Source organism: Leptolyngbya sp. PCC 6406, from assembly GCF_000332095.2.
Classification (GTDB): Bacteria; Cyanobacteriota; Cyanobacteriia; order Phormidesmidales; family Phormidesmidaceae; genus PCC-6406.
In genome coordinates, this window is sequence record NZ_KI913949.1 from 5,008,557 (window position 1) to 5,032,662 (window position 24,106).

Genomic DNA, 24,106 nt, shown 5'->3' on the forward strand with positions numbered 1-24,106 from the left:
CGTCACTGTCAGGCACTACCGCGTACCAACCGCTAGTGGGGTTGGGGGTGGTGCAGTTGGGTTTCCAGTCCATTGGGCGGCTACGCAGCGATGCCAACCTCAAATTTCTCTATGATGGCCCCCAGAAGCGGCGGGGTAACCGCCGTCGCTATGGCGACAAGGTGAATCTGGCCGACCCCAGTCGCTTCACGTTCGTCGAGACCCTAGAAAATGGGGTCTCTCTCTACACGGCTGTCGTCTGGTCGGTCTCTCTCAAGCGCCGCATCCGCTTAGCCTATCTGCTGAAAGAGCAGGACGGACGGCAGAGTTATGTCGTCCTCTTCTCCACCGACATTGACATTGACCCCATCCATCTCTATCGCTGCTACGCTGCTCGGTTTCAAATTGAATTCATCTTCCGCGATGCCCGTCAATTCACAGGACTAGCGGACTGCCAGGCCCGGTCTCCCGAGGCGCTCGACTCCCATGTCAATGCCAGCTTGATGGCCCTCAATTTGGCCAAAGCAGCACTGCAATCTACTCAATCGGGAGCTGAATCCGCTGAACCTGTCAGCTTCTCCATGGCCTCTTTCAAACGGCAAGCCCTCAATCAACATCTTCTCGACCTATTTACGGCCATGTTCGACCTGGAGCCAACTTTGATTAAATCCCACCCCAACTACCAGAGCCTCCTAAATTACGGGGCTATAGCCGCCTAAGCTGGAGCTATAGCCGCCTAAATCTGTCCGAAGTGTTGAGAGTAGTCAGCTTATTTCAACCTAAGTGTACTAGAAATTTAAGATGACCCTAAAGGACCATCTTTGACCAGCGCGGTTTTGAACTGCTTGTGAATATGTAAACAATTGCGTCGCCCACCATAGCATTCGTACTCTACTGAGTCGGCAATACGCCGCATGATCCGCAGACCTCGGCCCCCTTCAGAATCGGGATTCGTGGTCTCTAGCTTGCGGCGCAGGGTGGCATTGAAGTCAAATCCCGGTCCTTGATCCCAGATGTTGATGTTGAGTGCCTCAGTCGTTGCGATCGCTTCGATCTCAATGGGGGTTTCTGGGGGCATGCCGTCATGGGCGTGGCGCACAGCATTAGTAAACCCTTCTATCAGGGCCAGTTGGCACTGAAGCCATGTTGCCTTGGGGATTGGCAGGCTTTGAAACTCGTCAAACCACACGAGAACAGCCTTAAGGGCATCCAGATCGGTCTGAGTGCGGAAGCTGCTCTGTTTCACAATGGTCAAGGTCACAGAACTGTGCAGGTTTACTTTTCCATAGTACCTACTGCCTTCTGTTCCGAAGATCTTTGGGGATCTGTAACAGAAGGCAAAGGATTAGAATCACCCGTGTAGCGCATCTGGACCTGAGCAGTTCCACATCCTGGATTCTCGGATGTGAGGGATTCCGAGTCCTGACTTCTCAGCCCAGCTCAATCCCCAAACCCCGTAATTTTGCGGTTAGCTGTTCTGGGCGCTAATACTCCTGATCAGCCCACTAACGCTCTTGCTCTGCTCGTTGATATTCTTGTTCCGTCCGCTGGTGCTCTGGTTCAACGTGCCGATGCGCTTGTTTTGCCCGCTGATGCTCCTACTTCCAGGGGGGCAGCACCCAGTTGTTTTCAGCATCATACCAGCGCAACTATAGAAGATCTACGAAGATCTTCAGGCATCAATATGGAATTACTATGTCGATCCTGATGGCACACCAGAGCCAAAATTTCCAGGTCGAGACTGTCGAGGGCCTGTATCATCCGGCTATATTCACCCCCCAGCAGCAGTTGTTCCAGATCCCTCGACCGCAACTCAGCCCAGGGCAGGGGAGCTTTATCCGTAGACTGCTCTCGGATATCCGATCAGCAGGTACCTTATTTTGCGACGAGTCCCTTAGGGTGATATTTCAATTCATAAAGTTGATGGGCAATTGCAATGGGAGTCGTGATCCTAGGATTTGCCCTGGGCAGACTATAACCGAACGGGAGTTGGAACCAGCCCTGCTAAAAACTGCGACGGTCATTGGCGTAGCCGCCCCAAAGGGGCTAGACCAGCCCTTTCGGGACATCGCGCCCGTTTTCAGCACGGCCCAACCACGGCAAGACCATCCCCTAAGATTTGAGGACTAGAAATCATGGCTGTTGAAAAAGTCAACTCTTCATCCAGCTTGGCTGAAGTTGTGGATCGGATTTTGGACAAGGGTATTGTCATCGATGCGTGGGTCCGGGTCTCCCTGGTCGGCATCGAATTGATTGCCATCGAAGCTCGGGTCGTCATCGCTTCTGTAGAAACCTACCTGAAGTATGCCGAAGCCGTGGGTCTAACCGCCCAGGCAGCGGTACCCGCCTCCTAGGTCATTCCCTAGAAGCTCGGATCTCAGCCCTGGTTTGGGAACGCCCAAAATGCCTTTAGAGACAGCCTATAGCGGATCTGGGTTGAGTGAGGTGTGCCTGGTAGGGCGCGAGGCCTCGCGCCCTACAATATCCAGGATTCCATGTCCCTCATCCCTGGAAACCCCGCTATCTCTGCTGTCTCTAGGGTAGGGCTGAAGCATTGGATTTCAGATGATCTCCCCCCCTGAATTACTCCTGATTACCTACAAATATCCCCCCATGGACTGGGGCAAGCAGAACACGCTCAACAAAGCTTGTCCCTGTTCAGTTAGGCATTCGCTCCGCCTAACCTATGAAATTGCACCATTTAAGCCCTATTGAACCAATAGGGTGCGTTATTCGGAGCCCTAATGGACCTTTCGATTTAGCAATTTTGCGTTTTGAGTACTTGAATTTTAAGCAAGGGAGCAGATGGTTGTGGCACTCCAAGATCAGTGGCTGGCCCAACGGCAACAGCGTCAGGTAGAGGTCGCCCAGCGCCGAGAAGCAGTACAAAGTCAACTAGCGGATTGGCAACAGGCTCGCCAGGTTCAGGCGGCGGTTCTCCAACAGGAGCTAGCCCAGTTTTATGATGCCCTGAAGGCGGAAACCAGCCTATTTCTAGCCCAAGCCCATCAGCAACACCAGACCCGTGCCCGCCGGACCCAAGCTGAGTTGGCTCAGTTCCATGGGGAACTGAAAGCCTCTGTAGCGCGGATTCGAGTTCTACTGCAACAGGAACTCGACGCCCTAGGGGTGGAAACCCAGGAGAAACTGGCGGGCTATCGCGCCGATCGTGCCCGTATGGGACAGAAGCAGGCAGAAAGCCTCCGGATCTACGTCGCTACCCTCCAAGAAGCGGTCACCCTCTACCTAGAACAGGTCACTACCGATCGCCAAGCCGCCGCCGTACAGGATCACTATCAGCGGCAGCGCGATCGCGCCGTCCTAGCCCAAGATGTGGAGGTCATGTTTGCCGATCTTGCCATTTTCCGCCAGCAGCTAGAAACCTTCTGTGTCCAACTGCGGCGCTCGGTCTGGGGAGACGGGGCATCACCAATGGTGGCAACGGCTTCAACGGCTCCAATGGCTTCAACAGCTCCAATGGTGAGTGCTGAACCCAGAAGCACCCCCAAAGCGGAACCCAAGGTAACGACTAAAGCCACCTCTAAAACCAGCCCTAAGGCAGACGCCCCAAGCAACCCTAAGACAGAATCTGCCAAAACCGCTAAACCCGCAGATCTTTCCCAAGAGCTTCCCATTGAGGAAGTGGTCTTTGGCTATCTCCAAGACCATGACGATGGTGCACGACTGACGGAAATCGAGTCAAATCTGGGCATTAACCGTTTCCAGGCCGTAGACGCCCTGCGATCGCTGATCCAAAAAGAATTGATTGTCCAAAAAGATAGAACCTACCACGTCCAAGAGGAAGCCGTTCTGTGAATACCGTTCTCCAAGCCCGCCCCCGCAACTTCGTCAGCACCCCCAGCGTAGAAGGCATTGCTCGCCGTGCCCTGCGCTATCTCCAATCCGGCTACTCCGTCCACCTACGCGGCCCAGCGGGCACGGGTAAAACCACCCTAGCCCTCCATCTCGCGGACCTGCTGAGTCGCCCCATCATGCTGCTATTTGGGGACGACGAGTTCAAAACCTCTGACCTGATCGGTAACCAGTCCGGCTACACCCGCAAAAAAGTCGTAGACAACTTCATCCACAGCGTCATAAAGGTAGAGGATGAACTCCGTCACAACTGGGTAGACTCGCGCCTGACCCTAGCCTGCCGAGAAGGCTTCACCCTGGTCTACGACGAGTTCAACCGTTCTCGCCCCGAGGTCAACAACGTCCTTCTATCTGCCCTAGAGGAAAAACTCCTGGTACTGCCCCCCAGCGGCCATCGCCCCGAATACCTGCGGGTCAGCCCCCACTTCCGGGCCATCTTCACCTCCAACCCAGAGGAATACGCCGGGGTCCATGGCACCCAAGACGCCCTTCTGGATCGTCTCATCACCATTCACATGCCGGAGCCCGATGAGCTCACCCAGCAGCAAATTTTGGTGCAGAAAGTAGGGATTGAACCCGCTGCTGCCCTGCTGATTGTGCGGCTAGTGCGCTCCTTCCAAACCGAGACCGAGGCCAATGGCACCACCAGCCTGCGCCCCTGCCTGATGATCGCTAACATCTGTCAGGAGCACGGCATTCCCCCCATGGTGGAGGATGCTGATTTTCGGGAGATCTGTAGCGACATCCTACTGTCGCGGGTAGTGCAGGATTTTCCAGGAGCCACCCACACCCTCTGGGACTTGTTTAACCACTTTATTGCGGCCACTGAAGTTCTAGATCCGGTAGCGGTAACGCACGCCGAGGCGACCGTTCCGGCAACCACACCCCCAGCATCGGTTTCCAGCTTCACCGAGACTGAAGCCGCTGTAGAAGAGGCCAAAGAGGCCGAGGGAACTGCCCTGCAAGGCCGGATCTACGACTATCTCCAGACCGAGGGAGAGGCCAAACTGACAGAAATTGAGGCTGCCCTTTCCCTCTCCCGGTTCAAAGTCGTGGATGCCCTGCGATCGCTAGTCGAGGCTGGACGCCTAGAAAAACACAATGGAACCGGGAAGCCTACCGTTTATCGGATTCCCGCAGGGGTATAGTGCGGGGTAGGGCAGTGCTAGCAGCCACCGACCTGATTTATCGGTAACTATCTGCAAACCCTTGTCCCCCGTCCCAAGTGCTAGAAAGAGGTCACTGTGCCCGCCGACGCCTTCCCCCGATCTACCCCCCATCGCCCCATGGCCACCGCCACCCAGGGCTCTACCCTGGTGGATGTGCTAGAGCGTGTCCTAGATAAGGGCATCGTCATTGCCGGAGATATTTCTGTCTCCGTCGGCTCCACGGAGCTGCTCAGCATCCGCATTCGTCTACTGGTCGCCTCCGTAGACAAGGCCAAGGAAATGGGCATCAACTGGTGGGAAGGTGATCCCCACCTCAACGGACGATCCCAGGAACTCCTCGCCGCCAATGAACAGCTCCAAGTTCGGATCGAGAGTTTAGAGCGAGAGTTGAAGGCATTGAAGGCAGGAGAGGCCTAGAAGTTGGGTCTGAATGCCTAAATTTGGGCCTTAGGGGTTTTTTCGTTAATGGGAGTATTGCATTCTTAGGACAAACGGAGCCATTTCCCTGCTCAAGGGGTAATTTACCTCCCCCCCATCCTCTCCTGTCCCCCTACCCCTCTTCTAGAGGTTTCTACCATGCTGTCCATCCGCACGATGAAGCACATTGCCACCAGCCGCACCATTCCTAGCTTTCGGTCCTGCCATAGCCTGAATCAGGCCAACCAAGGCATTATTTTGGATCAAGGGCGCATGATGATGGGGTATGCCCAAGTGCTGACCCAGGATGCTCACCGTAAATGGCGCAATGGTATTTGGCAGGTTCGACGATGACTCAATCTTCTTCCCGGTCTTCTAGCACTTCTCAGTCCTCTAGCACGCGCAGATATATTCCCTCCGAAGCCTACCGGGCTATGTTGGTGCGGGATGGCGAGCGGCGCTTCAAGGAATGGCATAAAGCCTTTTTGCAGCATCAAAAGGCATATTTGCAAGACCTAGAACGACGGCGCAAATCCTAGCACTGGCTGCGAGAAAGCTTCTGACCACTATCGCGCAAGCTTCTGGCTTGCGCGACGACGATAACCAAACTTATGGCCGCCCAGTACTAGGTTCATGCTATGACACAGGAGCCTCTAGGGGCAGATGAAAGCGCCCTAGGGCCATCCCAATCTAGGGATGCGGGCTTGGCTCCGCTGCTGTTGACGGTAACGGAGCTGGTGCGCCAGTTAATGGAGGCCCAGGTGATCCGGCGGATGGAGTCGGGTCACCTGAGTGATGATGACCTAGATCGGGCCGCTGAAAGTTTGCGTCGCCTGGAAACGGAAATCTTGCACCTGTGCGAGATTTTTGAGATCGATCCTGCCGATCTGAATATGAATCTGGGGGAGTTGGGGACGTTGCTGCCCCGCGAAGGGGGCTACTATCCCGGCCAATCCTCCGGCAACCCAACCCTGCTGGAACTGCTGGATCGCCTGCTGGATACCGGGGTGGTGGTGGAGGGGGAGGTGGATCTTGGCATGGCTCGGTTGAACCTCATCCATGCCAAGTTGCGGCTGGTGCTCACGTCTCGTCCTTTAGGGGAAAAGGGTTGAGATGACTTCTGCTGAAGATCATCTCCCTCGTTAATTGTCCACACGCCTTGGTGCTGTTCCACGGCACCCTGATAACGGCGTAGAATTTCGGGGAGATGACGATAGCTTGGGCCAGTTCTCCGATGTCTGTGACTGGAAACCATTACCACACCCTAGAAGTCTCGGAGACGGCCACTCAGATCCAAATCAAGCGGGCCTACCGTCGCCTAGCGAAGGAACTGCATCCTGACAGTCGGAGTGAGCGGGCAAGCCACGAGCAAATTACCCGTCTGAATGCAGCCTACGAGGTGCTGGGGGATCCCCAGCGGCGATCCCACTATGATCGCGAGCGCCGTGCTCAACAGGTGGGATTGGAGTCAGAACAGGTGCTGCACGATGGCCCTAATGGGCCAGTCTATGACTATCGCGCTGAGCGCACAGCCCAGACCCAAGTGCACTATCGGCAACAGCGGCGGGCGACGCAAGCGGCAGACGACTCCCTGTCCTACTGGCTGCGCCAGGTTTACAATCCGGCGGATCGCTACATCGGCCAGATTATTTCTCCCCTGAAGGGACAACTGCGGGCACTGTCGGCGGATCCCTTTGATGATGAGTTGATGGCAAATTTCCAGGAATACTTGGAAAGTTCTCGTGAAATTCTGGAAAAGGCCCAGGCGCGCTTTCAAGGATTGCCTAACCCTGCTACTGCTGCCGCGATCGCGGCGAATCTGTACTATTGCCTGAACCAGTTAGAGGATGGCATTGAAGAAATGGAACGCTATACCTACTGCTACGAAGAAACCTACCTCCATACAGGGCAGGAACTCTTTCGCATTGCGACTAAACTGCGACGACAGGCCAAAGCCGATCTAAAGGGCACAACATAAGAGGGCAAATATGAGGAGAGGGCAAATAGAGGGAGCGAAAAAGACGGGCAAGACGGATCCTTAAGGACATAAAAAGAGCCGACCGTAAACCGACCGCTAGAATAGAGCAATGCTTGCTTAAGGTTTTCAGGTTTTTCCATGCCGCTTCCCGTCGTTGCCGTTATCGGTCGCCCCAATGTGGGCAAATCTACTCTAGTCAATCGCCTCGCCGGGGCGCGGGATGCCATCGTCCATGACCAACCCGGAGTCACCCGCGATCGCACTTATCAGCCCGCCTTTTGGCGCGATCGCGAATTCATGGTGGTGGACACCGGGGGGCTCATATTCGACGACGATACTGAATTTTTACCCCATATTCGGGAGCAAGCCCTGATTGCCCTAGCCGAAGCCAGCGCCGCCATCCTCGTCGTCAATGGTCAAGATGGCCCTACCGAGGCTGACCGAGAAATTGCCCAATGGCTGCGACAACACACGGTCCCCGCCGTGCTGGCGGTGAATAAATGCGAGTCCCCCGACCAAGGGTTGATCCAAGCTGCCCAATTTTGGGAGCTGGGGCTAGGGGAACCCCACCCCGTATCCGGTATTCACGGCAACGGCACCGGGGAACTGCTGGATCAACTGGTGGAGTACCTCGTCCCCGTCAACCCCGAGGACGAACTGGATGAAGTGAAAGTCGCCATCGTAGGACGGCCCAATGTCGGCAAATCCAGCCTCCTTAATGCTTTCGTAGGGGAATCGCGGGCCATCGTCAGCCCGATTTCCGGCACCACCCGCGACGCCATCGACATGGTAGTGAAGCGCAAAGACCAGCACTATCGCCTCGTAGACACCGCAGGCATCCGCAAAAAGAAAAATGTCAACTACGGCCCCGAATTCTTTGGCATTAACCGCGCCTTCAAGGCCATTCGCCGAGCAGATGTGGTGCTGCTGGTGATTGATGCGGTGGATGGCATTACCGAGCAAGACCAAAAACTGGCAGGGCGGGTAGAAGACGATGGCCGCGCCTGCATCCTGGTTGTGAATAAGTGGGATGCGGTGGAAAAGGACGCCCACACCATCTACGAATACGATCGCACCCTCACCGGCAAGCTCTATTTCATGGAATGGGCTCCCCATATCTACGTCAGCGCGATGACCGGACAGCGGGTTCCGAAGATTCTCGACCTCGTGGATCAGGCGGTGATCGCGCACCGTCGCCGGATCACCACCGCCGTGGTAAATGAAGTCCTGGAGGAAGCCACGGGTTGGCACAGTCCCCCCACCACTCGCCAGGGTCGCCAGGGCCGGATTTACTACGGCACCCAGGTCAGCGCCCAGCCCCCCACCTTTGCCCTATTTGTGAACGATCCCGCTCTCTTTACCGATAACTATCGCCGCTACATTGAGAAGCAATTCCGCCAAAATCTCGGGTTTGAGGGTACGCCGATTCGCTTTCTCTGGCGAGGCAAGAAGATGCGGGAGTTGGAGCGCGGCAGTGCCAACCGCGCCACCAAGGTTTGAGGGCACTAGGGGCTTCAGCATGGGCGAGCAAACCGCGTATGATTGTGCCTGCCATGACGACAGATGACAGCCCCAGATCCGACAAAGTTGACCAGATCTTGCAGGGAGCCCTCCAGGAGTTTTTGTCGCGGGGGTATGCAGGGACCAGCATGGATCGTGTGGCGGCAACGGCGGGAGTCTCCAAACCCACCGTCTACCACCACTTTCAGGATAAGGAAGGTCTGTTTTGCGCCCTCGTGCAGCACATTGCCCAAGTGCGGTTCTACGGCACCTTGACCCCTTGTCCCTGTGCGGGGCCTCCCGTCACCACACTGCGACAGTTACTAGAACACATGCTGGAGAGCATTGCTGCCGATGATGAATACCAGGATTTTGTCCGCTTGGTCATCGGGGAGTCAGGCCGATTCCCTGCCCTAGCCCGACTTTTTATCATCCACATCACCAAGCCAGGGATCGAGCGAGTGCAGAGCTATCTGGCGGACCATCCAGAACTGGGACTACCGGATCCGGTAGCGACGGCCCATATCCTCGTGGGCACTGTTGTCTACGTTACCCTGACCCAGCACATCCTCCACGGCCAAGATCTGATCGCCCTGCCCCAGAAACGATTGGTTAATGCTCTGATGGCTTTGCTCCTAGCCAAGGCAACCCCGGCCTCCGAGATGAGTCCCGATCTGGAAGAGGTTATAACTGGGGCTGATGATACCCTTTGAGTCTTCAGGGCGGCTAGGATTGCCGAGCGTCAGCACGCTATAGTGAACAAGCCTGAATAGATCTGATGTATTAGATGATGTCCAGTTGACTGTACACAACTCTGCAAAGGGCACAAAGCCTTGCGCTCCTACCCATGGAATAGATTTGTGTGGTTATTTGCCGGACTTGATATTGGCAATGGCCAGAGGCCGGTCAAAGACCATCGCGACGCCCATCGCCCCTGCTCATGGTTCCTTCTTCGCCGTCCTTCCTAGCTCCCGCCGACCTGCGTCACAATCGGCTACACCCCGCCGATCGCGCTTTCCATGACTGGTATCGCTTTATCCTGTCTTATCCCCCCCATCTGGTGCGGGATTATTTACAGCAATTTGCCTTAGACGCCTCAGCAGTGGTGCTAGATCCCTTCTGCGGCACTGGCACCACCCTCGTAGAAGCCAAAAAGCAGGGTTTAACAGCAGTGGGGGTAGAGGCGGTACCCATGGCCCATTTTGCCTGCGCCACCAAAACCCAATGGGCGGTGGATATTGCCGCCCTAGAGACTATGGTAGGCCGGACTCTGGAGCGCACAGCGGAGTGGATGGTGGCAGCACCGCTACGGACCTTTGCTCCCGCCCAGCAGACCCTCGTCATGCGGAATGCTATTAATCCCTTGCCCCTACACAAATGCTTGGTACTGGGAGATGCGATCGCGGTAGAGCCCCCTGGCCCCGAGCGAGATATTTTGAATCTGGCCCTAGCCTACGTGGCGGTTCAGGATGCCAGTAACCTGAGATTTGGCCCCGAGGTCGGGCTACGGCGCAAGCGTCGCGAGGATGCCCCGGTCTTGGCCTCCTGGCAAGTTAAGGTAGCCCAGATGGCTGCTGATATCACCGCTTGGTCTCACTGTGCGGGGGTACGTACCCACTGCCACCGAGGCGATGCCCGTACCCTGCGATCGCTGCTGGAGCCCAACAGTATTGATGCCATTATCACCTCCCCCCCCTACCCCAACGAGAAGGACTACACCCGTACCACCCGCCTAGAGTCTGTGCTGCTGGGCTACTTGAAAAACAAGCAAGACCTCCGGGCCTTCAAAGAAACCTTGATTCGATCCAACAGCCGCAATGTATACAGACTTGATGACGACGACCAAGTTCTCAGCCGCCAGAGTCAAATTCGCCGCCTTGCCCGCACCATCGAAGCCAAGCGTATTGCCTTAGGCAAAACCTCCGGCTTTGAGTGCAAATATCATCGGGTGACAACCTTATACTTTGGCGGTATTAAGCGGCACTTGCTGGACCTGCAAGGGGCACTGCGACCAGGAGCCCAACTGGCCTATGTGGTAGGGGATCAAGCGTCCTTTTTTCAAATCCTAATCAGGACGGGGGAACTGCTAGCGGAGATTGCGGAAGAAGCGGGCTACCAAGTTAAGGGCATTGACCTGTTTCGCACCCGAGGAGCTTCCGCCACCGGCACCCAACTGCGAGAGGAGGTAGTGCGCTTGGAATGGCATGGCGTTGTCAAACAGTCCCGTTCCTTTGTTTTGCCCCACTCGAAGTTTTCTAAGGGAGGTGCAATTAAATAACACTCCATCCTCACCCCAATATCGGTCACCCGCCCATCGGGCAACCATCCTATGCCCTACGGGCAGGCTACGCCCTAGCGTTAGCCTTAGCGTAGCCTGCCGGAGGCTATTGCCCGAAGGGCTATACGACTCAGTTGCTCCTCCGGAGCCGCTACGCGAACAGGACAGGTCCTATGCCCTACGGGCAGGCTCCGCCCTAGCGTTAGCCTTAGGGTAGCCATGTCGGAGGCTATTGCCCGAAGGGCATAGGGTAGGCAAGGGATTGCCCCTACGGAATCTATCTATCACCGTCTGCATTGAGCGCGGAAACCCAACTCGTGGCGGCTGTGCGCCCACAGGGATCTCCGTAACCTATAATGCATGCGCTATAGATACCTAGCCCACCGGCACAGGCCGACTGCCCACAGCATGGCGATCGATGACCTGATCGATAAGACCATACTCCATCGCCTGATGGGGAGATAGGAAAAAGTCCCGCTCAGTATCAGCGGTAATTTTCTCTAAGGATTGCCCTGTATTTTTCGCTAAGGCTCCATTCAGAAGCCCCTTCAGATACAGAATCTCTTTAGCCTGAATCTCAATATCCGTGGCCTGACCTTGGGCTCCCCCGAGGGGCTGGTGAATCATGATACGGGCATTGGGCAGACTCATGCGTTTGCCCTTCTTGCCCGCCGCCAGCAAGAAGGAGCCCATACTGGCGGCCAGTCCGACACAGATGGTACAAACATCGGGACGGATGTGGTTCATGGTGTCAAAAATACCTAAGCCCGCTGTTACGGAACCCCCAGGCGAGTTGACATAGAGATAGATATCCTTCTCTGGGTCTTCCGCTTCTAGGAACAGCATCTGCGCCACAATCAAGTTTGCAGAATCAGACGTAACTTCCTGTCCAAGGAAAATGATACGTTCCCGCAGGAGGCGAGAATAAATGTCAAAGGCACGTTCGCCCCGACCCGACTGTTCAATGACGGTTGGAATCATCGAGAACCCATTAATCATCACGGTGCTGGATTGATTCTACCGATTTGCCGGACTCCGTGCTGGGGGCGGATAACCGTCATTAAGCAGAGTTGGAGGCCATGGCAAGTTTTAGAGAGTTCAGGTTTCGGAGGGTTACAGCTCTACCGTATGATGAAGTTAACATTGGACCTGAGACTTAAGACATTCCTATGGATATTTTGACGCTGGGTTGGGTTTCGTTGCTGGTAGTGTTCACCTTTTCCCTGTCCATGGTAGTTTGGGGCCGCAACGGCTTCTAGGCAACCCATCGTCGTGGATCTCGGGGGTATGGCCATGAATCCGGCTTTGGAAACCCAGGCATTCACCATCCTCGCCGTCTTAGCGGCGGGGCTGATGGTTCTGGTGACAGTAGGTGTTCTATACCTGACGGTGGCAGAGTGGCGCGATCGTCGTCGTCGCGATAATGAGCGCACCCCCGCACCCTCTAGTCGCCGTCGCAAGTGAGTTTCGGTTAACCATTGCCTGTGCCCGATTTACCCATACCTGCCGCTCCTTCGCCAGCCCGACGGTTGGCGTTTGCTGCGTTAAAGGAGATTTACCAAGGTGGGTTTGCTGATGTGGTGCTGCATCGCCACCTCCAGCGCACCACCATCAGCGGCCCCGATCGCCCCTTCGCCACAGAGCTGGTGTACGGCATCGTGCGGCGACAGCGCACCCTAGACGCCCTCATTGATCAACTGGGGACTAAAAAAGCCCAGCAGCAGCCCCTAGAACTCCGCATCGTGCTGCATTTAGGGTTGTATCAACTGCGTTACCTCAGCCACGTCCCGCCCTCAGCAGCGGTGAATACCAGCGTGGATCTGGTCAAGGCCATCGGCTTGCCCCGGCTTTCTGGGGTGGTGAATGGCATTTTGCGCCAGTACCTACGTCTGCAAGGGGAGGGTACCGACCCTCTCCTGCTGCCTACTGATGCCATTGCTGCCCTGGGAATTCGCCACAGCTTTCCCGATTGGTTGGTGGCACTGTGGCTAGAGGCTATCGGTCCTGAAGCTACCGATGCCCTCTGTGACTGGCTAAACCAGTCCCCCACGATTGATCTCCGGGTCCATTCCCTGCGGGCTACGGTGGATACGGTGGAAGCTGCCTTCACAACAGCGGGGATCGCCACCACACGCCTGCCGGGGTTGCCCTGGGCTTTGCGGTTGGTGGGCCACAGTGGCTCCATTCGCGAAATGCCGGGGTACGACAACGGCTGGTGGACGGTGCAGGATGCTAGCGCCCAGTGGGTCAGCTATCTGGTGGATCCCCAGCCCGATCAGGTGGTGATTGATGCCTGTGCGGCACCGGGGGGCAAGGCGGCTCATCTCGCTGCGCTGATGGAGGATACGGGCACAATCTGGGCTTGCGATCGCACCCCATCCCGCCTGAAAAAAATTCAACAAACCTGCGATCGCCTAGGGCTAAAATCCATCCACACCCTCGTGGGGGACAGCACCACCCTAACCCGGTTTGAAGGCCAAGGGGATCGAGTCATCGTGGATGCTCCTTGCTCGGGGCTAGGTACCCTTCACCGCCACGCCGACGCCCGCTGGCGACAAACCCCCGAAACCATTCAAGAACTGGTCCAGTTGCAACAGAACTTGCTCGACCGTGCCGCCACCTGGGTCAAACCCGGCGGCACCCTGGTCTACGCCACCTGCACGCTTCATCCGGCGGAAAACGAGGCCCAAGTGAACCGCTTTCTCCAAACCCATCCCGACTGGCACATCCTCCCCCCTGCTCCTGAGTCTTCCCTGGCAGCTTCCACCCAGCCCGAAGGCTGGGTAAAAATCTGGCCCCATGAGCAGGGCATGGATGGGTTCTTCATGGCCCGAATGGGGCGGGCTTAGGTTAGAAGCTGGAGATTAGAGAACCGGAAGATCTGCACATCCGTACCCTCTGCCGTCTCCGTCTGCACCTGGCGCTCCGAGAGAATCACATAGTCCCCCACCTGCTCATAGCTGTCCTCAAAGACACTGCGGCCCCCCTTCTGCTCTCCAGTCTTGGGGTCATGGTAGACCGAGTCATAGCGGTGGGACAGATAGCCCGCCCCGGTATCATGGCTGCTGAAGGTGTAGATAGTGACCACTACCCCATGGATTTGACGGTGGACCATGGTGACTTCGTTATCCCGCAGGTGATAGCGATCGCCCTCCGCCTTTCCCCCCATGAGAATTTCCACTGACCCATCCTTTAAGGTTTGGCCGTAGCGGAAGGTGTTGTTGCCATGGGTGTCTTCAAAGCCGCGCCGGACCCGGTGAATTGCCACCTCCCAGAGCTGACTGTGGATGGCCTTTTTAACCCCCTCATCCTCAATGCCAGACACCTCTGCCTTCAGGTCTGGACTAACCCTAGCCTTACCCGTCACAGTCTGATCACCCTGGATAAAGGTGACATCGGCGGTGTATCCAGGGAAGTCGCTGTCCCAGGTATAGCGATTTTCATAGGCGGAGCGGAAAAGTTCCCGCGCTGAAACTTGCGTCCCTACCATGCAGATTCCTTTGGAATTAATCATTACTGCATTAGTATCCTAGCGTTCCTCGGTAGGAGATCTGGACCTGGGAACAAATCTAAAATCAGACCCAAGATTTCTCGCAATACTGGGGTTCGTGATCAACACTGGGGCCTACAACACGCTGAAGGAAACGAGTCTATGTCTGACTTTTTAGATCGTTTACAACACAAGTACGCCTACGTGGCTATTGGCGAATTTAAGCCTGGTTGCTTTTCTGAAGCCCGTCAACTCTACGAAAAGGCGGTGTCCACCTACAGTGAAGGCTTCAAAGGAGCCTATCTACTTCAGGAGCCGGGAAGCGATCGCGGGATCGCTATAATCCTGTGGGAAAATCCAGGGGATATGGACTCCCACGTAACCCCTGCCTATGCCGAAGCCCTAGAGCGCATTTCCCACCTTTTTGCAGAACCACCCACGACGGGATTTTACGAGGTGTGTAGTGAGCTGGGACTACCGGGGATTATCGGATTGCCCGGACTTCTGGGGTAGCGGAGAGAATCTACTGAGTTCTTACGGTTGAGTTCTCACGGTCCCTGAACCCCACCAGGAATCCAGGCAAGACTAGCTTCCTAAAACCTGAAACCCAAAACCTGAAACCCAAAACCTGAAACCCAAGACCCAATCACCTACCCCTTTCAGAAGAACTGCCCAATTTACCTCGCAGAGTACTAGCAACGAGACTTCGATGGCCAAACCGACCCAAGCCCACATGTCGCGGACTATCTCCCGACAACAGCCCCCCTTTTTTCGTCAGCGCACCCGCAGTCAGATGGAATACTACATGGGGGCCAAGCTAATTGAGGTGGGGGTCAACCCCAAAACCGCCATCTACCGCTGGCAAACTCAGATTCAGGGCAACAACGAAGTGTGGACCTACAGTGCCTACTGGGATGAGTCTCGCGCTCAACTGGAGGCTGCCGAGGCCCAGGGAGAACCACCCCCTCCGGTTCCAGAGCCTTAGTACTCTGCGGCGTAAATACTCTGACCGTTCCGTTGTGTCACACCTCGGCCCCTCACCCTAGCCCTCTCCCAAGGAGCGAGGGGACCGGAAAATGTTGGGCTGGCGCGACAGAATAGCAAGCCTATTTCAGCCTAGGTGTACTAGGAGCATGGAGGGCCTGGGATTGCCTCTCTATTCAGCAAGGGTTAAATTCACGGCTTCCCGCTTCTGCTCTGCTGGATGGAGGCGTCGCTGAGGGGCCGGAGTCAGGGTGATCACCGTGAGTTCTGGGGGACAGCGCCAACGGCCTGGGAAGTAAGTTCCCAAGCCCCGGTTCACGTATAGACAATTATCCCCAACGGTATGGAGGCCCGAGGCCCATTCCCAATGGCGGGTGATGCGATCGCAGTGATCGTTCAAGTAGGGTAGATGCTGTCGTAGCCAGCGGGGCAGGTAATACCGCAGCCGTCGCGCCAGAAGCGGCAGGGGGCCAATGCCCGGTAATAGAATTTGACCGCCATGGGTATGGCCTGAGAGTTGCAGATCAACGCGATCTCCCATCACTGCCGCCGCCGTATCGGGATTATGGGCTAGCAAGATACGGGGACAATCGGCGGGAATTTGGGCCAGGAGATCCCTTGCCCGCAGCGGTCCCGACCACAGATCCGCCAACCCCACTAAGGGTAAATCTGGCCCCAGGGGGTAGGCAATGTCATTCCACAGCACCGTGATGCCCGCCCGCCGGAGGGCATCCATGATCATCTGCCGCCCCTCCAGCGTGACATCATCATGGTTACCCAACACAGCATAGGTGCCATGGCGACTGCGAAGCTGCTTCAACTTCGTCGCCAAGGGATAGATAGGGGCTGGATCCTCCGTGACAAAATCTCCCGTGAGCACCACTAAGTCAGGCTCTAGGTGGTTGCTGCGGGTGATGGCTTGCCCTAGCAAACGGGGGGAAAGTCGCAGGCCATCAAAGTGAAAATCTGAGAACTGCACCAGGGTCGTCCCCTTTAGGGCAGCGGACAATCCGGGAATGGGGACGGTGACCTGCTCAGTGGTGAGGGGACCCGAGAGACATAAATGCATAGGGGGTAAGAAACCCAGAAAAAGCGTATGTAATGCCCCACTTTAGACGGTCCAGGCACCTATCTGAGGTCTCACTGTGACAGGCCCAAGGAGCCGAGTTCACAGATTTGATCAGGACATTTCTAGAGGGCAGACTCTTAGGCCAATTTAGCCCCATTCAAAAATTGCTGCACCCCAGGTTAGCCCTGCTCCGAAGCCTGACGAGGCAATCACATCCCCAGCCTTAATTCGCCCCGAGCGCACCGCCTCATCCAAGGCGATGGGAATCGACGCTGCCGAGGTATTGCCATAGCGGGCCATATTGCTGATTACCCGCTCTGAGGGGATACCCATACGGTCTGCTACCGCATCGAGAATGCGCTGGTTGGCTTGGTGTAGGACCAGCCAATCGATATCACCAGCGGTGAGCCCTCCCCGAAAGAGGGCCTTTTCAATGACCTCCGGTACCCGCTTTACCGCAAAGCGATAGACCTCTTTACCATTCATGGTGATGGGCTGAAACGTGCCCTGTTGGACTGTCTTGTCCGCCATCAGGGTCTGGGGCTCAGACCCATAGGCTAGGGTCAAACAGTCGTTCATGGTGCCATCGCTGCGCATCTCAAAGCCTAGCAACCGATCGCGATCGCTAGCCTGCAAGACTACCGCCCCCGCTCCATCACCAAAGAGAATGCAGGTGCGGCGGTCGGTCCAATCCACCCAGCGAGACAGCATATCTGCCCCAATCACCAACACCGTGCGGTAGGCTCCGGTGCGAATAAACTGGGACGCCGTCACGAGCGCAAAGACAAACCCCGAACAGGCCGCCGTCAGATCAAAGGCCACTGCCTGGGAGGCTCCCAAAGCCGCCTGCACCTGAGATGCGCTGCCAAATAGATCGTCCGGCGTAGAGGTGGCCAGAATAATCAGATCCACCCCAGTGGCATCCACCTGGGCCATCTCTAGCGCCGCCTGTCCCGCTTGGGCCGCTAGGGCACTGAGGGACTCTCCCCCCTGGGCCAAGTAACGCTGTTGAATCCCTGTGCGGGTGGTAATCCACTCATCCGAGGTATCCACTACCTGGCTCAGGTCAGTATTGCTGAGCACCATAGCAGGATGGGCCGAGCCGCACCCCACCCACGAGACGCCGAGTTGTGTTTGCTGCACCATTTAATCTCCGTCTGCGGCGGGCATGGCCACTCGCTGATACTGAGCCTGAATCCGGTCCAGCACCCGGTTGTCTACTGCTTCTTTAGCTAAACGAATGGCGTTGAAAATCGAAGGGGACTGGGAGCTGCCATGGCTAATTACCGCGATTCCCGCTACGCCTAACAGAAGTGCCCCACCATGCTCCGCATGGTCTACCCGCTGCTTCACTCGTCGCAGGTTGTTTTTGAGTACCAAGGTGCCCACCTTACCGCGAATACCCTGGGGCAGTTCCTCCCGCAGAATTTGCAGTACTGCTTCCCCGACGGCTTCGGCAAACTTGAGCAAAACATTACCCACGAAGCCATCGCAAATAATCACATCGAACTGACCCGAGAGCACATCTCGACCCTCAGCATTACCCACAAAGGGAATTACGGGATTGTCCACCATTAACTGGTGGGCACTCACCGCCAAGTCATCCCCCTTTCTGGGTTCTTCGCCAATATTCAGTAGCCCCACTTTGGGGTCTGCCACGCCCAGAACGTAGCGGGAGTAGATGGTGCCCATGACGGCAAACTGCTCCAGGAACTTAGGGCGACAATCGACATTGGCTCCCACATCCAGAATCAGCACTGCCTTATCCGCCATCACTGTGGGAAACACCGCCCCAATAGCAGGGCGATCAATGCCCTTTAGTCGCCCTAGGCGTAGTAAAGCCGCTGCCATAGCCGCCCCCGAATGGCCGGCAGACACCACGGCATCTGCCCGCTGGCGTTTGACCAAGTCCATGGAGACATTAATGGATGCTTTAGGCTTACGACGGAGAGCGCTGAGGGGCTCTTCATGCATCTCAACGGTGCCCTCAGCGGGCACAATTTCTAAAATCCTGAGACTGTCTGGGTCAGAAACCGATGCGCGGATTTGATCTGGGTCGCCAACAAGTAGAATATCGACCCCCAGCTCAGCTTGAGCGCGCATAGCCCCCGCTACAATCTCAGCGGGGGCATGATCGCCACCCATCGCGTCTACGGCGATTCGTGCCCGAGTCGCTACCATGAACTGAATTCTGTAAAAACTTCAAAGATTCTAGCAGTTCTAGCCGGTTACTCTTCGCCCGGTTCCACGATTCGCTGGAACAGGTAGCCGGTGCCTCGGGCGGTGAGGATCAGCTCTGGGTTGCTGGGATCATCCTCTAGCTTGGCCCGCAGTCGGGAGATATGGACATCCACGACGCGGGTATCCACATGGCGCTCGGGGGTGTAGCCCCAGACTTCTTGAAGAATCTCAGCGCGGGAAAAGGGTTCGCCGGAACGACTCACCAGCAGTTCCAATAGGCTGAACTCCATGCCTGTAAGGCGGATGCGCTCGTTGCCTTTGTAGACTTGGCGCTTGTTGGTATCGATACGAATGTTGTTGATGGTGATGACGCCGGAGCTAGGAATGCCCGTGGAGTGACCTTTTTCCACCCGCCGCAGAACGGAGCGGATACGGGCCTCTAGTTCCTTGGGGGAGAAGGGCTTGACCACATAGTCATCGGCTCCTAATTCCAGGCCGGTGATGCGGTCGGCCACGTCCCCTAGGGCGGTCAGCATAATGATAGGGATGTCAGATTCTTTGCGGAGTTCTTGACAGACGCCGTAGCCGTCTAGCTTGGGCATCATCACATCCAGGACGACTAGGTCGGGATGGGCGGTGCGAAAGGTTTCGAGGGCTTCTTCCCCATCGGCGGCGGTGACCACGTCGTAGCCAATCATGGACAGACGTGTTTCTAAAATGCGGCGAATACTCGCTTCGTCGTCAACAACCAGAATCTTTTCTTTGGTGCTATCCAAGGGTCTCGCCGCTCCTGCTGAACTCAGTGGGATGGATGGATCAATTTTTAACGTTTGATAGTTAAAATCGTAAGCTATTCTAGGCGGTTTGATGAAATTGCGATCCCCACAGGACTGGGTGTTCAGGGTTTTTAAGGTTTCTGTAAGCCTTGATGCTACGGTTAAGGAATATTAAGCAGGGCCTCAGGTTTCTCCCGATTCAGGATGGCTAAGGCACGCTCTCTTTACATTTGCACCGGCTGTGGTGCGGAGTCGCCCCAGCACTTTGGTCGCTGCCCCGTGTGTGGCAGTTGGAATACTTTGGTGGAGCAGGTCGCTCCTACAACGGCGACGACGACGACGGCTCGTCCGGGTGGATCGCGATCGCGCTCTACTACGGCTAAGGCAGAACCGCGTCAGCCCCGACTGTCCCTGACGTTGGCCCAAATTGAAGATCATCCCCAACCCCGCCGTCCCTCCGGCTATGGGGAACTGGATCGGGTGCTGGGGGGCGGTATTGTCCCCGGTTCCCTGGTGTTGGTGGGGGGCGATCCCGGTATTGGTAAATCGACGCTGTTGCTCCAGGTGGCCAATCACTTGGCGGCTGAGATGGGGGTGCTGTATGTCTGTGCGGAAGAGTCGGGGCAGCAGGTGAAACTGCGATCGCAGCGTCTAGGCATCGATCGGGTAGCAACGGGGAAGCCTGTCTCTGGAGAGGAGAACAAGGCAGAAACGGGGTCAGGCCATGGCCTCTATCTACTGCCGGAGACGGATCTAGAGACCATTTTGATGGAGTTAGAAGCGCTGCGCCCCCCGGTGGCCGTCATCGACAGTATCCAGGCCCTCTACTACGGTCAGCTCACCTCCGCACCGGGATCCGTCTCCCAGGTGCGGGAATGTACGTCGGCTCTGATGCAGGTGGCCAAGCGGGAGGATATCAGCCTCTTCATCGTCGGCCATGTCACTAAGGAGGGCGCGATCGCGGGGCCAAAGGTGCTGGAACACCTCGTAGACACAGTGCTGTATTTTGAAGGCGATCGCTTTGCCAGCCACCGATTGCTGCGATCGGTGAAAAATCGTTTTGGCGCAACCCACGAGTTGGGGGTGTTTGAAATGGTGGACCGGGGTTTGGAGGAGGTCAAGAACCCCTCAGAGCTGTTCCTGGGCAATCGGGACGAGGCAGTCCCCGGCATCGCCACCATTGTCGCCTGTGAGGGCACCCGGCCTCTGGTGGTGGAGTTGCAGTCCCTGGTTAGCCCCACCAGCTACAGCTCCCCTCGACGCTCCACTACGGGCATTGAGTACAATCGTCTGCTGCAAATTCTGGCGGTGTTGGAAAAGCGGGTGGGCATTCCCCTATCGAAGCTGGATGCCTATGTGGCCTCCTCCGGTGGGCTAAATGTGGGGGAACCAGCGGCGGATCTGGGGATTGCGATCGCGGTGGCGGCCAGTTTCCGCGATCGCATTGTCGATCCCTACACAGTGCTGATTGGCGAAGTGGGTTTAGGGGGCCAGGTACGCCCCATTTCCCAACTGGATCTACGCCTGAAAGAGGCCGCCAAACTGGGCTTTAAACGGGCCATTGTGCCCAAGGGCCAAGGGGTAGATAGCGTCCTGGAAGTGGTGCCTGTCAGCCGGGTCTTGGACGCGATCACCTTGGCCCTAGGTAGTAGCTGAGGGAGGGGGTGGGGGTGGGTGACAGGTGACAAGAATTTTGAGTTTTGAATTTAATATCCCGTAGGGGCGCGGTCTCCGCGCCCAATAGAGTTGTTGTGAAATAGTGCTCAGTCAGAACCTTCAAGGGCGACTTCCTTCCTCTCTCCCTCGGTTAAGCGGCCATCAGATAAAAGTTCCAGAGTCCTGCCGCTGTGAAGATGGAGCGGTCATCAAAGTTCGCTTTGCGATTGCGATAGACCTGGGCGGCAATCCCATAGCGTTTTAGGCCAGCAAAGGCATGCTCCCCGACGACCCGTTCTCGGGCGAGGGCTTGATTCTCAGCTTTCTGCTCATCGGTGAGTTGTCCGCCCTTAGGTTTCTTGTGTGGAATCTCTACGTTGACATACTCGTTTTGCAGCCCCTGAAAGCCTGAATCACCCTGGATTTTGACGTCATCAGGAATCCACTCGGCCCATCCCTCGCTATTGAGAATGCCTTTGTCGTGCGCCTTACCGGGATAGGCGGTGCTGAATACGAGAATCTGGCGGTCTGGGGCGACACCAGCCAGGTGGGTGCGGGTATGGCGCTTCTTTTTGCCTGAGTAATCTTCCTTCTGTTGGTCCCGGTCTTTGGCCCGCTGAATGGGGCGTTCAGTCCCGTCAAGAATCACCCGTTCCACCTCGGGAAAGGCTTCGATAAATTCTTCAAGACTGGTCAATTTGCGTTTCGGCAACGCCATTTTTTCACCCAGGGCTTCCTCCAGCAGTGGTTGGAGGCGATGCATCCAACGATTCGCCTGAGCGCGATCCAGGTCAAACAGGACACCGGCCAAATCAAAGGTCGGATACACCTTGAAGTAGAACAAGATGAAGAACAGTTTGGTCTCGACCGTTGCTAAATTGGGTTTTCGTCCGGCTCCGGTGGCCCGTTAACGGGGTAAGGGACTCCGACGGGGAACCTCTGCATGGGCCAACACCTGAGCGAAGGTGGATTCCAGTTCCTCAAAGGCTTTCCGGTTCAAACCGGTCAAAGCCCGCAGCAGGCGGTCACTCTTGAGGGCACGTTGGAGGTTCAGCACGGCACAACCAGGTTAACTAGCTCTAGAGGCTATTATCCCCTATTTCACAACAGGTCTAATGCAGAATGTCACCGTAGGGGCGGGTTTGGCTCGTATTGACTGGGAAATCCAGAATGGGGGGCTCAAAACCCGCCCTGCTGGAATTGTTCGTCCTCTATTGGCGATTCTGGGTGACAAGGTGTCCCTCATCCAGCACATGTTGAATCACCCCTTGGATCACCTCCCGCAGCATGACTTGGTTGCCGCTGTTGTCGATGGTGACGGTCATGACATAACGTTCGTCGTCAATTTTGACGGCCAAGGTGCTGCCAATGACCCTGGAATTTTGCCCCGTTTTTTCACCAATCCAGGCCACCCGCTTATTTCTAAGCTGATTCACCGCCCGGTAGCCAAAATCCCAGTCGTACTGCCCCACCAAGGCGTCTAGGATCTCCTCATCGCCCGGATGGGCAAACGTGTAAATCTGGCGCATCATTTCCGTGACCTCGTTACTGGTCATAGTATTGGGGCCACCCCCACTGTTGCGGTTCACAGATGGCAGCGTGGAGTCTCCCGCCAGCTTGGTATTCACCGTGGTATTGGGAAACCCCCGCTCCTCTAGGGTCTGGTTCATTGTTTCCCAGCCGATATAGTCCGCCAATTGGTTGGTGGCAATGTTATTACTTTCCTTGATCATGCGGGCCATTACCTCCCGCAAGGGGTATTCCCGATCCACAAAGATCTTGGCCCCGTTGGCATTTTCAGTCCAGTTGTAGGGCTCGACATAGACCGGCTGATCCAGATCGATGCCCTCCTTCACCACCTTGTCCATGAGAGCCACCGCCACGGGCAACTTGATTAGACTGGCGGGGCTGGCAGGGGGCACGTCCCCCTGGTAATTGCGACAGGCCCCAGAAAGGTGACAGAGGGTAATGCGAATCGCGCCGGGGCGTCCGGTGGCTTCGGCAATCGCCTTAAGGAAGTCGGATTCCGTCAGTTCCACCTGGACGGCGACGGGCTCAGCGGCGGCAATATATTCGGCCTTTTTAGTGGCGGCAGCCTCCGCCATGAGGGAATGGGGGGAAATTTGCTCCAGTTGCGCGATCGCGGCCTGCCAGAGATAGGCTTCTTGCTGGAGGAGCGGCTGGTCAGAGGCCGGTTCTTCACGGGCTTGGTTGCGAGTGATGATGGCCTGGGTTGCCAGTTCTAGGGCGCGCTCATAATCAGCAGCGGCGGTGGTTTCCTGATCAACGCGCTGATTTAGGCGATAGACCACTTGGGTCCAGAGAAAATAGGGGGCCAATGCCTGGAAATCTTGACTCAGGCGGGGTGGCGACACCTGGGCCAGTTCCCGCTGTGCCTGCTGCTGGAGCCAGTGCAGAGTCCGAATATCCTTGGTGCGCCCCATCTGGGCCAAGAGAGGATGATCTACTTCATCCGGGGCCAGAGCAAGGGTGGGATACACCACGGCGGCAGCTACCGTCAGGGCAACAGTATTAAATGCGATCGCGAACGGATACCAAAGCCACCCCATCGGTCACCTCATAGCGCCTGAATCATCATGGAAACACACCGACTAGATTGACATATTTTGTAAATTATCTCCTCAGTCTGGACTAAGAGATGTCCCCTGCACTACTCCTGCGGTTTTGGGCATGGCGTTCTGGGGCTATAGCGGTTCCCTAATGTATGAGGGATACCTCAACTGAATGACACTTCG

General features: G+C 56.3%; 27 protein-coding genes, 1 tRNA gene and 2 pseudogenes. 18 read left to right on the plus strand and 12 right to left on the minus strand.

The window, feature by feature from the left end; translation table 11 throughout:
• Positions 1-698, plus strand: a pseudogene (locus LEP6406_RS29330) (IS4 family transposase); the annotation flags it as partial.
• Between the two features lie 77 nt (positions 699-775).
• On the opposite strand, the gene LEP6406_RS0222395 reads toward LEP6406_RS29330, so the two are convergent.
• Positions 776-1,240, minus strand: coding sequence for an ATP-binding protein (locus LEP6406_RS0222395; RefSeq protein WP_008311326.1), 465 nt, complete (start codon positions 1,238-1,240; stop codon positions 776-778).
• Between the two features lie 874 nt (positions 1,241-2,114).
• On the opposite strand from LEP6406_RS0222395, the gene gvpA reads away from it, so the two are divergent.
• The 9 genes from gvpA (at position 2,115) to der (ending at position 8,916) form a co-directional block, all read left to right on the plus strand.
• Entirely contained in the window at positions 2,115-2,333 is a 219-nt protein-coding gene (gene gvpA / locus LEP6406_RS0222405) for a gas vesicle structural protein GvpA (RefSeq protein WP_008311322.1), read from the plus strand.
• Between the two features lie 451 nt (positions 2,334-2,784).
• On the plus strand, positions 2,785-3,795 hold the full coding sequence (locus LEP6406_RS0222410; protein ID WP_008311320.1) for a hypothetical protein: 1,011 nt from the start codon (positions 2,785-2,787) through the stop codon (positions 3,793-3,795).
• Positions 3,792-5,000: a gas vesicle protein GvpN gene (gene gvpN, locus LEP6406_RS0222415; protein ID WP_008311318.1), complete on the plus strand. Its 1,209-nt coding sequence runs from the start codon at positions 3,792-3,794 to the stop codon at positions 4,998-5,000. Before LEP6406_RS0222410 ends, gvpN begins: the two co-directional genes overlap by 4 nt.
• A gap of 96 nt (positions 5,001-5,096) precedes the next feature.
• Entirely contained in the window at positions 5,097-5,438 is a 342-nt protein-coding gene (gene gvpJ / locus LEP6406_RS0222420; protein WP_008311315.1) for a gas vesicle protein GvpJ, read from the plus strand.
• 159 nt (positions 5,439-5,597) lie between these two features.
• Positions 5,598-5,792: a hypothetical protein gene (locus LEP6406_RS0222425; protein ID WP_008311313.1), complete on the plus strand. Its 195-nt coding sequence runs from the start codon at positions 5,598-5,600 to the stop codon at positions 5,790-5,792.
• Positions 5,789-5,977: a hypothetical protein gene (locus LEP6406_RS29335; RefSeq protein ID WP_008311311.1), complete on the plus strand. Its 189-nt coding sequence runs from the start codon at positions 5,789-5,791 to the stop codon at positions 5,975-5,977. Before LEP6406_RS0222425 ends, LEP6406_RS29335 begins: the two co-directional genes overlap by 4 nt.
• 99 nt (positions 5,978-6,076) lie before the next feature.
• Positions 6,077-6,550 (plus strand): gas vesicle protein K, encoded by a 474-nt coding sequence (gvpJ, locus tag LEP6406_RS0222435; RefSeq protein ID WP_008311308.1) that lies wholly within the window; start codon positions 6,077-6,079, stop codon positions 6,548-6,550.
• A 95-nt stretch (positions 6,551-6,645) separates the two neighbouring features.
• The gene (locus LEP6406_RS0222440; RefSeq protein WP_225886608.1) at positions 6,646-7,416 is read left to right on the plus strand and encodes a J domain-containing protein; all 771 of its coding nucleotides are present in this window, start codon (positions 6,646-6,648) and stop codon (positions 7,414-7,416) included.
• Between the two features lie 138 nt (positions 7,417-7,554).
• A complete protein-coding gene (der, locus tag LEP6406_RS0222445; protein WP_008311305.1) occupies positions 7,555-8,916 on the plus strand; it encodes a ribosome biogenesis GTPase Der in 1,362 nt (453 codons plus the stop codon).
• A 159-nt stretch (positions 8,917-9,075) separates the two neighbouring features.
• Here the strand turns inward: der and LEP6406_RS33120 are convergent.
• Positions 9,076-9,167: transfer RNA gene (locus LEP6406_RS33120), tRNA-OTHER, on the minus strand.
• On the opposite strand from LEP6406_RS33120, the gene LEP6406_RS33430 reads away from it, so the two are divergent.
• Both LEP6406_RS33430 and LEP6406_RS0222455 read left to right on the plus strand, forming a co-directional pair.
• A complete protein-coding gene (locus LEP6406_RS33430) occupies positions 9,153-9,629 on the plus strand; it encodes a TetR/AcrR family transcriptional regulator C-terminal domain-containing protein (RefSeq protein WP_225886709.1) in 477 nt (158 codons plus the stop codon). The genes LEP6406_RS33120 and LEP6406_RS33430 overlap by 15 nt on opposite strands.
• A 227-nt stretch (positions 9,630-9,856) precedes the next feature.
• Positions 9,857-11,194 (plus strand): DNA methyltransferase, encoded by a 1,338-nt coding sequence (locus LEP6406_RS0222455; RefSeq protein WP_008311301.1) that lies wholly within the window; start codon positions 9,857-9,859, stop codon positions 11,192-11,194.
• Between the two features lie 375 nt (positions 11,195-11,569).
• Here LEP6406_RS0222455 and clpP read toward each other — a convergent pair whose 3' ends face one another.
• Complete coding sequence (gene clpP, locus LEP6406_RS0222460) at positions 11,570-12,175, minus strand: ATP-dependent Clp endopeptidase proteolytic subunit ClpP (protein WP_008311298.1); 606 nt, start codon at positions 12,173-12,175, stop codon at positions 11,570-11,572.
• A 188-nt stretch (positions 12,176-12,363) separates the two neighbouring features.
• Between clpP and petN the strand changes: the two genes are divergently transcribed.
• The 3 genes from petN to LEP6406_RS0222470 are packed head-to-tail and all read left to right on the plus strand — an operon-like array spanning position 12,364 to position 14,043.
• Positions 12,364-12,453 (plus strand): cytochrome b6-f complex subunit PetN, encoded by a 90-nt coding sequence (petN, locus tag LEP6406_RS31605; protein WP_039726352.1) that lies wholly within the window; start codon positions 12,364-12,366, stop codon positions 12,451-12,453.
• Positions 12,454-12,481: 28 nt separating this feature from the next.
• Positions 12,482-12,658, plus strand: coding sequence for a hypothetical protein (locus LEP6406_RS33125; RefSeq protein WP_008311296.1), 177 nt, complete (start codon positions 12,482-12,484; stop codon positions 12,656-12,658).
• 20 nt (positions 12,659-12,678) lie between these two features.
• Positions 12,679-14,043, plus strand: a complete 1,365-nt coding sequence (locus LEP6406_RS0222470) for a 16S rRNA (cytosine(967)-C(5))-methyltransferase (RefSeq protein ID WP_008311293.1) — start codon at positions 12,679-12,681, stop codon at positions 14,041-14,043.
• On the opposite strand, the gene LEP6406_RS0222475 is transcribed toward LEP6406_RS0222470, so the two are convergent.
• Entirely contained in the window at positions 14,040-14,684 is a 645-nt protein-coding gene (locus LEP6406_RS0222475; RefSeq protein ID WP_008311291.1) for a DUF3386 domain-containing protein, read from the minus strand. The genes LEP6406_RS0222470 and LEP6406_RS0222475 overlap by 4 nt on opposite strands.
• A gap of 162 nt (positions 14,685-14,846) precedes the next feature.
• Between LEP6406_RS0222475 and LEP6406_RS0222480 the strand changes: the two genes are divergently transcribed.
• On the plus strand, positions 14,847-15,197 hold the full coding sequence (locus LEP6406_RS0222480; RefSeq protein ID WP_008311287.1) for a hypothetical protein: 351 nt from the start codon (positions 14,847-14,849) through the stop codon (positions 15,195-15,197).
• A gap of 196 nt (positions 15,198-15,393) precedes the next feature.
• Complete coding sequence (locus LEP6406_RS0222485; RefSeq protein WP_008311285.1) at positions 15,394-15,669, plus strand: hypothetical protein; 276 nt, start codon at positions 15,394-15,396, stop codon at positions 15,667-15,669.
• A 171-nt stretch (positions 15,670-15,840) separates the two neighbouring features.
• On the opposite strand, the gene LEP6406_RS0222490 is transcribed toward LEP6406_RS0222485, so the two are convergent.
• From LEP6406_RS0222490 to rpaB, 4 genes are all read right to left on the minus strand, one after another.
• Positions 15,841-16,737: a metallophosphoesterase gene (locus tag LEP6406_RS0222490; protein WP_008311282.1), complete on the minus strand. Its 897-nt coding sequence runs from the start codon at positions 16,735-16,737 to the stop codon at positions 15,841-15,843.
• Between the two features lie 147 nt (positions 16,738-16,884).
• Positions 16,885-17,883: a beta-ketoacyl-ACP synthase 3 gene (locus tag LEP6406_RS0222495; RefSeq protein ID WP_008311280.1), complete on the minus strand. Its 999-nt coding sequence runs from the start codon at positions 17,881-17,883 to the stop codon at positions 16,885-16,887.
• Positions 17,884-18,918 (minus strand): phosphate acyltransferase PlsX, encoded by a 1,035-nt coding sequence (plsX, locus tag LEP6406_RS0222500; RefSeq protein WP_008311279.1) that lies wholly within the window; start codon positions 18,916-18,918, stop codon positions 17,884-17,886.
• A gap of 47 nt (positions 18,919-18,965) precedes the next feature.
• Positions 18,966-19,694, minus strand: coding sequence for a response regulator transcription factor RpaB (gene rpaB / locus LEP6406_RS0222505; RefSeq protein ID WP_008311277.1), 729 nt, complete (start codon positions 19,692-19,694; stop codon positions 18,966-18,968).
• A gap of 204 nt (positions 19,695-19,898) precedes the next feature.
• On the opposite strand from rpaB, the gene radA reads away from it, so the two are divergent.
• Complete coding sequence (gene radA / locus LEP6406_RS0222510) at positions 19,899-21,350, plus strand: DNA repair protein RadA (protein ID WP_008311272.1); 1,452 nt, start codon at positions 19,899-19,901, stop codon at positions 21,348-21,350.
• A gap of 151 nt (positions 21,351-21,501) precedes the next feature.
• Here radA and LEP6406_RS29345 read toward each other — a convergent pair whose 3' ends face one another.
• The 4 genes and pseudogenes from LEP6406_RS29345 to LEP6406_RS29350 all read right to left on the minus strand — a co-directional run bounded on the left by LEP6406_RS29345 (position 21,502) and on the right by LEP6406_RS29350 (position 23,920).
• Positions 21,502-22,113, minus strand: a complete 612-nt coding sequence (locus tag LEP6406_RS29345; protein WP_317133874.1) for an HARBI1 family protein — start codon at positions 22,111-22,113, stop codon at positions 21,502-21,504.
• Positions 22,090-22,215: pseudogene (locus tag LEP6406_RS35535) on the minus strand (helix-turn-helix domain-containing protein); the annotation flags it as partial. The pseudogene LEP6406_RS35535 and the gene LEP6406_RS29345, both read right to left, overlap by 24 nt.
• 42 nt (positions 22,216-22,257) lie before the next feature.
• Positions 22,258-22,407 (minus strand): hypothetical protein, encoded by a 150-nt coding sequence (locus LEP6406_RS34510; protein ID WP_155834748.1) that lies wholly within the window; start codon positions 22,405-22,407, stop codon positions 22,258-22,260.
• Between the two features lie 154 nt (positions 22,408-22,561).
• Entirely contained in the window at positions 22,562-23,920 is a 1,359-nt protein-coding gene (locus tag LEP6406_RS29350) for a serine hydrolase (RefSeq protein WP_008309524.1), read from the minus strand.
• Between the last annotated feature and the right edge of the window lie 186 nt (positions 23,921-24,106).

What these genes read in the sequence shown, in the direction of transcription:
- gvpA (WP_008311322.1), top strand. Translation starts at nt 2,115, where the DNA reads ATGGCTGTTGAAAAAGTCAACTCTTCATCCAGCTTGGCTGAAGTTGTG.
- LEP6406_RS0222410 (WP_008311320.1), top strand. Translation starts at nt 2,785, where the DNA reads ATGGTTGTGGCACTCCAAGATCAGTGGCTGGCCCAACGGCAACAGCGT.
- LEP6406_RS0222425 (WP_008311313.1), top strand. Translation starts at nt 5,598, where the DNA reads ATGCTGTCCATCCGCACGATGAAGCACATTGCCACCAGCCGCACCATT.
- LEP6406_RS29335 (WP_008311311.1), top strand. Translation starts at nt 5,789, where the DNA reads ATGACTCAATCTTCTTCCCGGTCTTCTAGCACTTCTCAGTCCTCTAGC.
- gvpJ (WP_008311308.1), top strand. Translation starts at nt 6,077, where the DNA reads ATGACACAGGAGCCTCTAGGGGCAGATGAAAGCGCCCTAGGGCCATCC.
- LEP6406_RS0222440 (WP_225886608.1), top strand. Translation starts at nt 6,646, where the DNA reads ATGACGATAGCTTGGGCCAGTTCTCCGATGTCTGTGACTGGAAACCAT.
- der (WP_008311305.1), top strand. Translation starts at nt 7,555, where the DNA reads ATGCCGCTTCCCGTCGTTGCCGTTATCGGTCGCCCCAATGTGGGCAAA.
- LEP6406_RS0222455 (WP_008311301.1), top strand. Translation starts at nt 9,857, where the DNA reads ATGGTTCCTTCTTCGCCGTCCTTCCTAGCTCCCGCCGACCTGCGTCAC.
- clpP (WP_008311298.1), bottom strand. Translation starts at nt 12,175, where the DNA reads ATGATTCCAACCGTCATTGAACAGTCGGGTCGGGGCGAACGTGCCTTT.
- petN (WP_039726352.1), top strand. Translation starts at nt 12,364, where the DNA reads ATGGATATTTTGACGCTGGGTTGGGTTTCGTTGCTGGTAGTGTTCACC.
- LEP6406_RS33125 (WP_008311296.1), top strand. Translation starts at nt 12,482, where the DNA reads ATGGCCATGAATCCGGCTTTGGAAACCCAGGCATTCACCATCCTCGCC.
- LEP6406_RS0222475 (WP_008311291.1), bottom strand. Translation starts at nt 14,684, where the DNA reads ATGGTAGGGACGCAAGTTTCAGCGCGGGAACTTTTCCGCTCCGCCTAT.
- LEP6406_RS0222480 (WP_008311287.1), top strand. Translation starts at nt 14,847, where the DNA reads ATGTCTGACTTTTTAGATCGTTTACAACACAAGTACGCCTACGTGGCT.
- LEP6406_RS0222485 (WP_008311285.1), top strand. Translation starts at nt 15,394, where the DNA reads ATGGCCAAACCGACCCAAGCCCACATGTCGCGGACTATCTCCCGACAA.
- LEP6406_RS0222490 (WP_008311282.1), bottom strand. Translation starts at nt 16,737, where the DNA reads ATGCATTTATGTCTCTCGGGTCCCCTCACCACTGAGCAGGTCACCGTC.
- LEP6406_RS0222495 (WP_008311280.1), bottom strand. Translation starts at nt 17,883, where the DNA reads ATGGTGCAGCAAACACAACTCGGCGTCTCGTGGGTGGGGTGCGGCTCG.
- plsX (WP_008311279.1), bottom strand. Translation starts at nt 18,918, where the DNA reads ATGGTAGCGACTCGGGCACGAATCGCCGTAGACGCGATGGGTGGCGAT.
- radA (WP_008311272.1), top strand. Translation starts at nt 19,899, where the DNA reads ATGGCTAAGGCACGCTCTCTTTACATTTGCACCGGCTGTGGTGCGGAG.
- LEP6406_RS29345 (WP_317133874.1), bottom strand. Translation starts at nt 22,113, where the DNA reads ATGCATCGCCTCCAACCACTGCTGGAGGAAGCCCTGGGTGAAAAAATG.
- LEP6406_RS29350 (WP_008309524.1), bottom strand. Translation starts at nt 23,920, where the DNA reads ATGGGGTGGCTTTGGTATCCGTTCGCGATCGCATTTAATACTGTTGCC.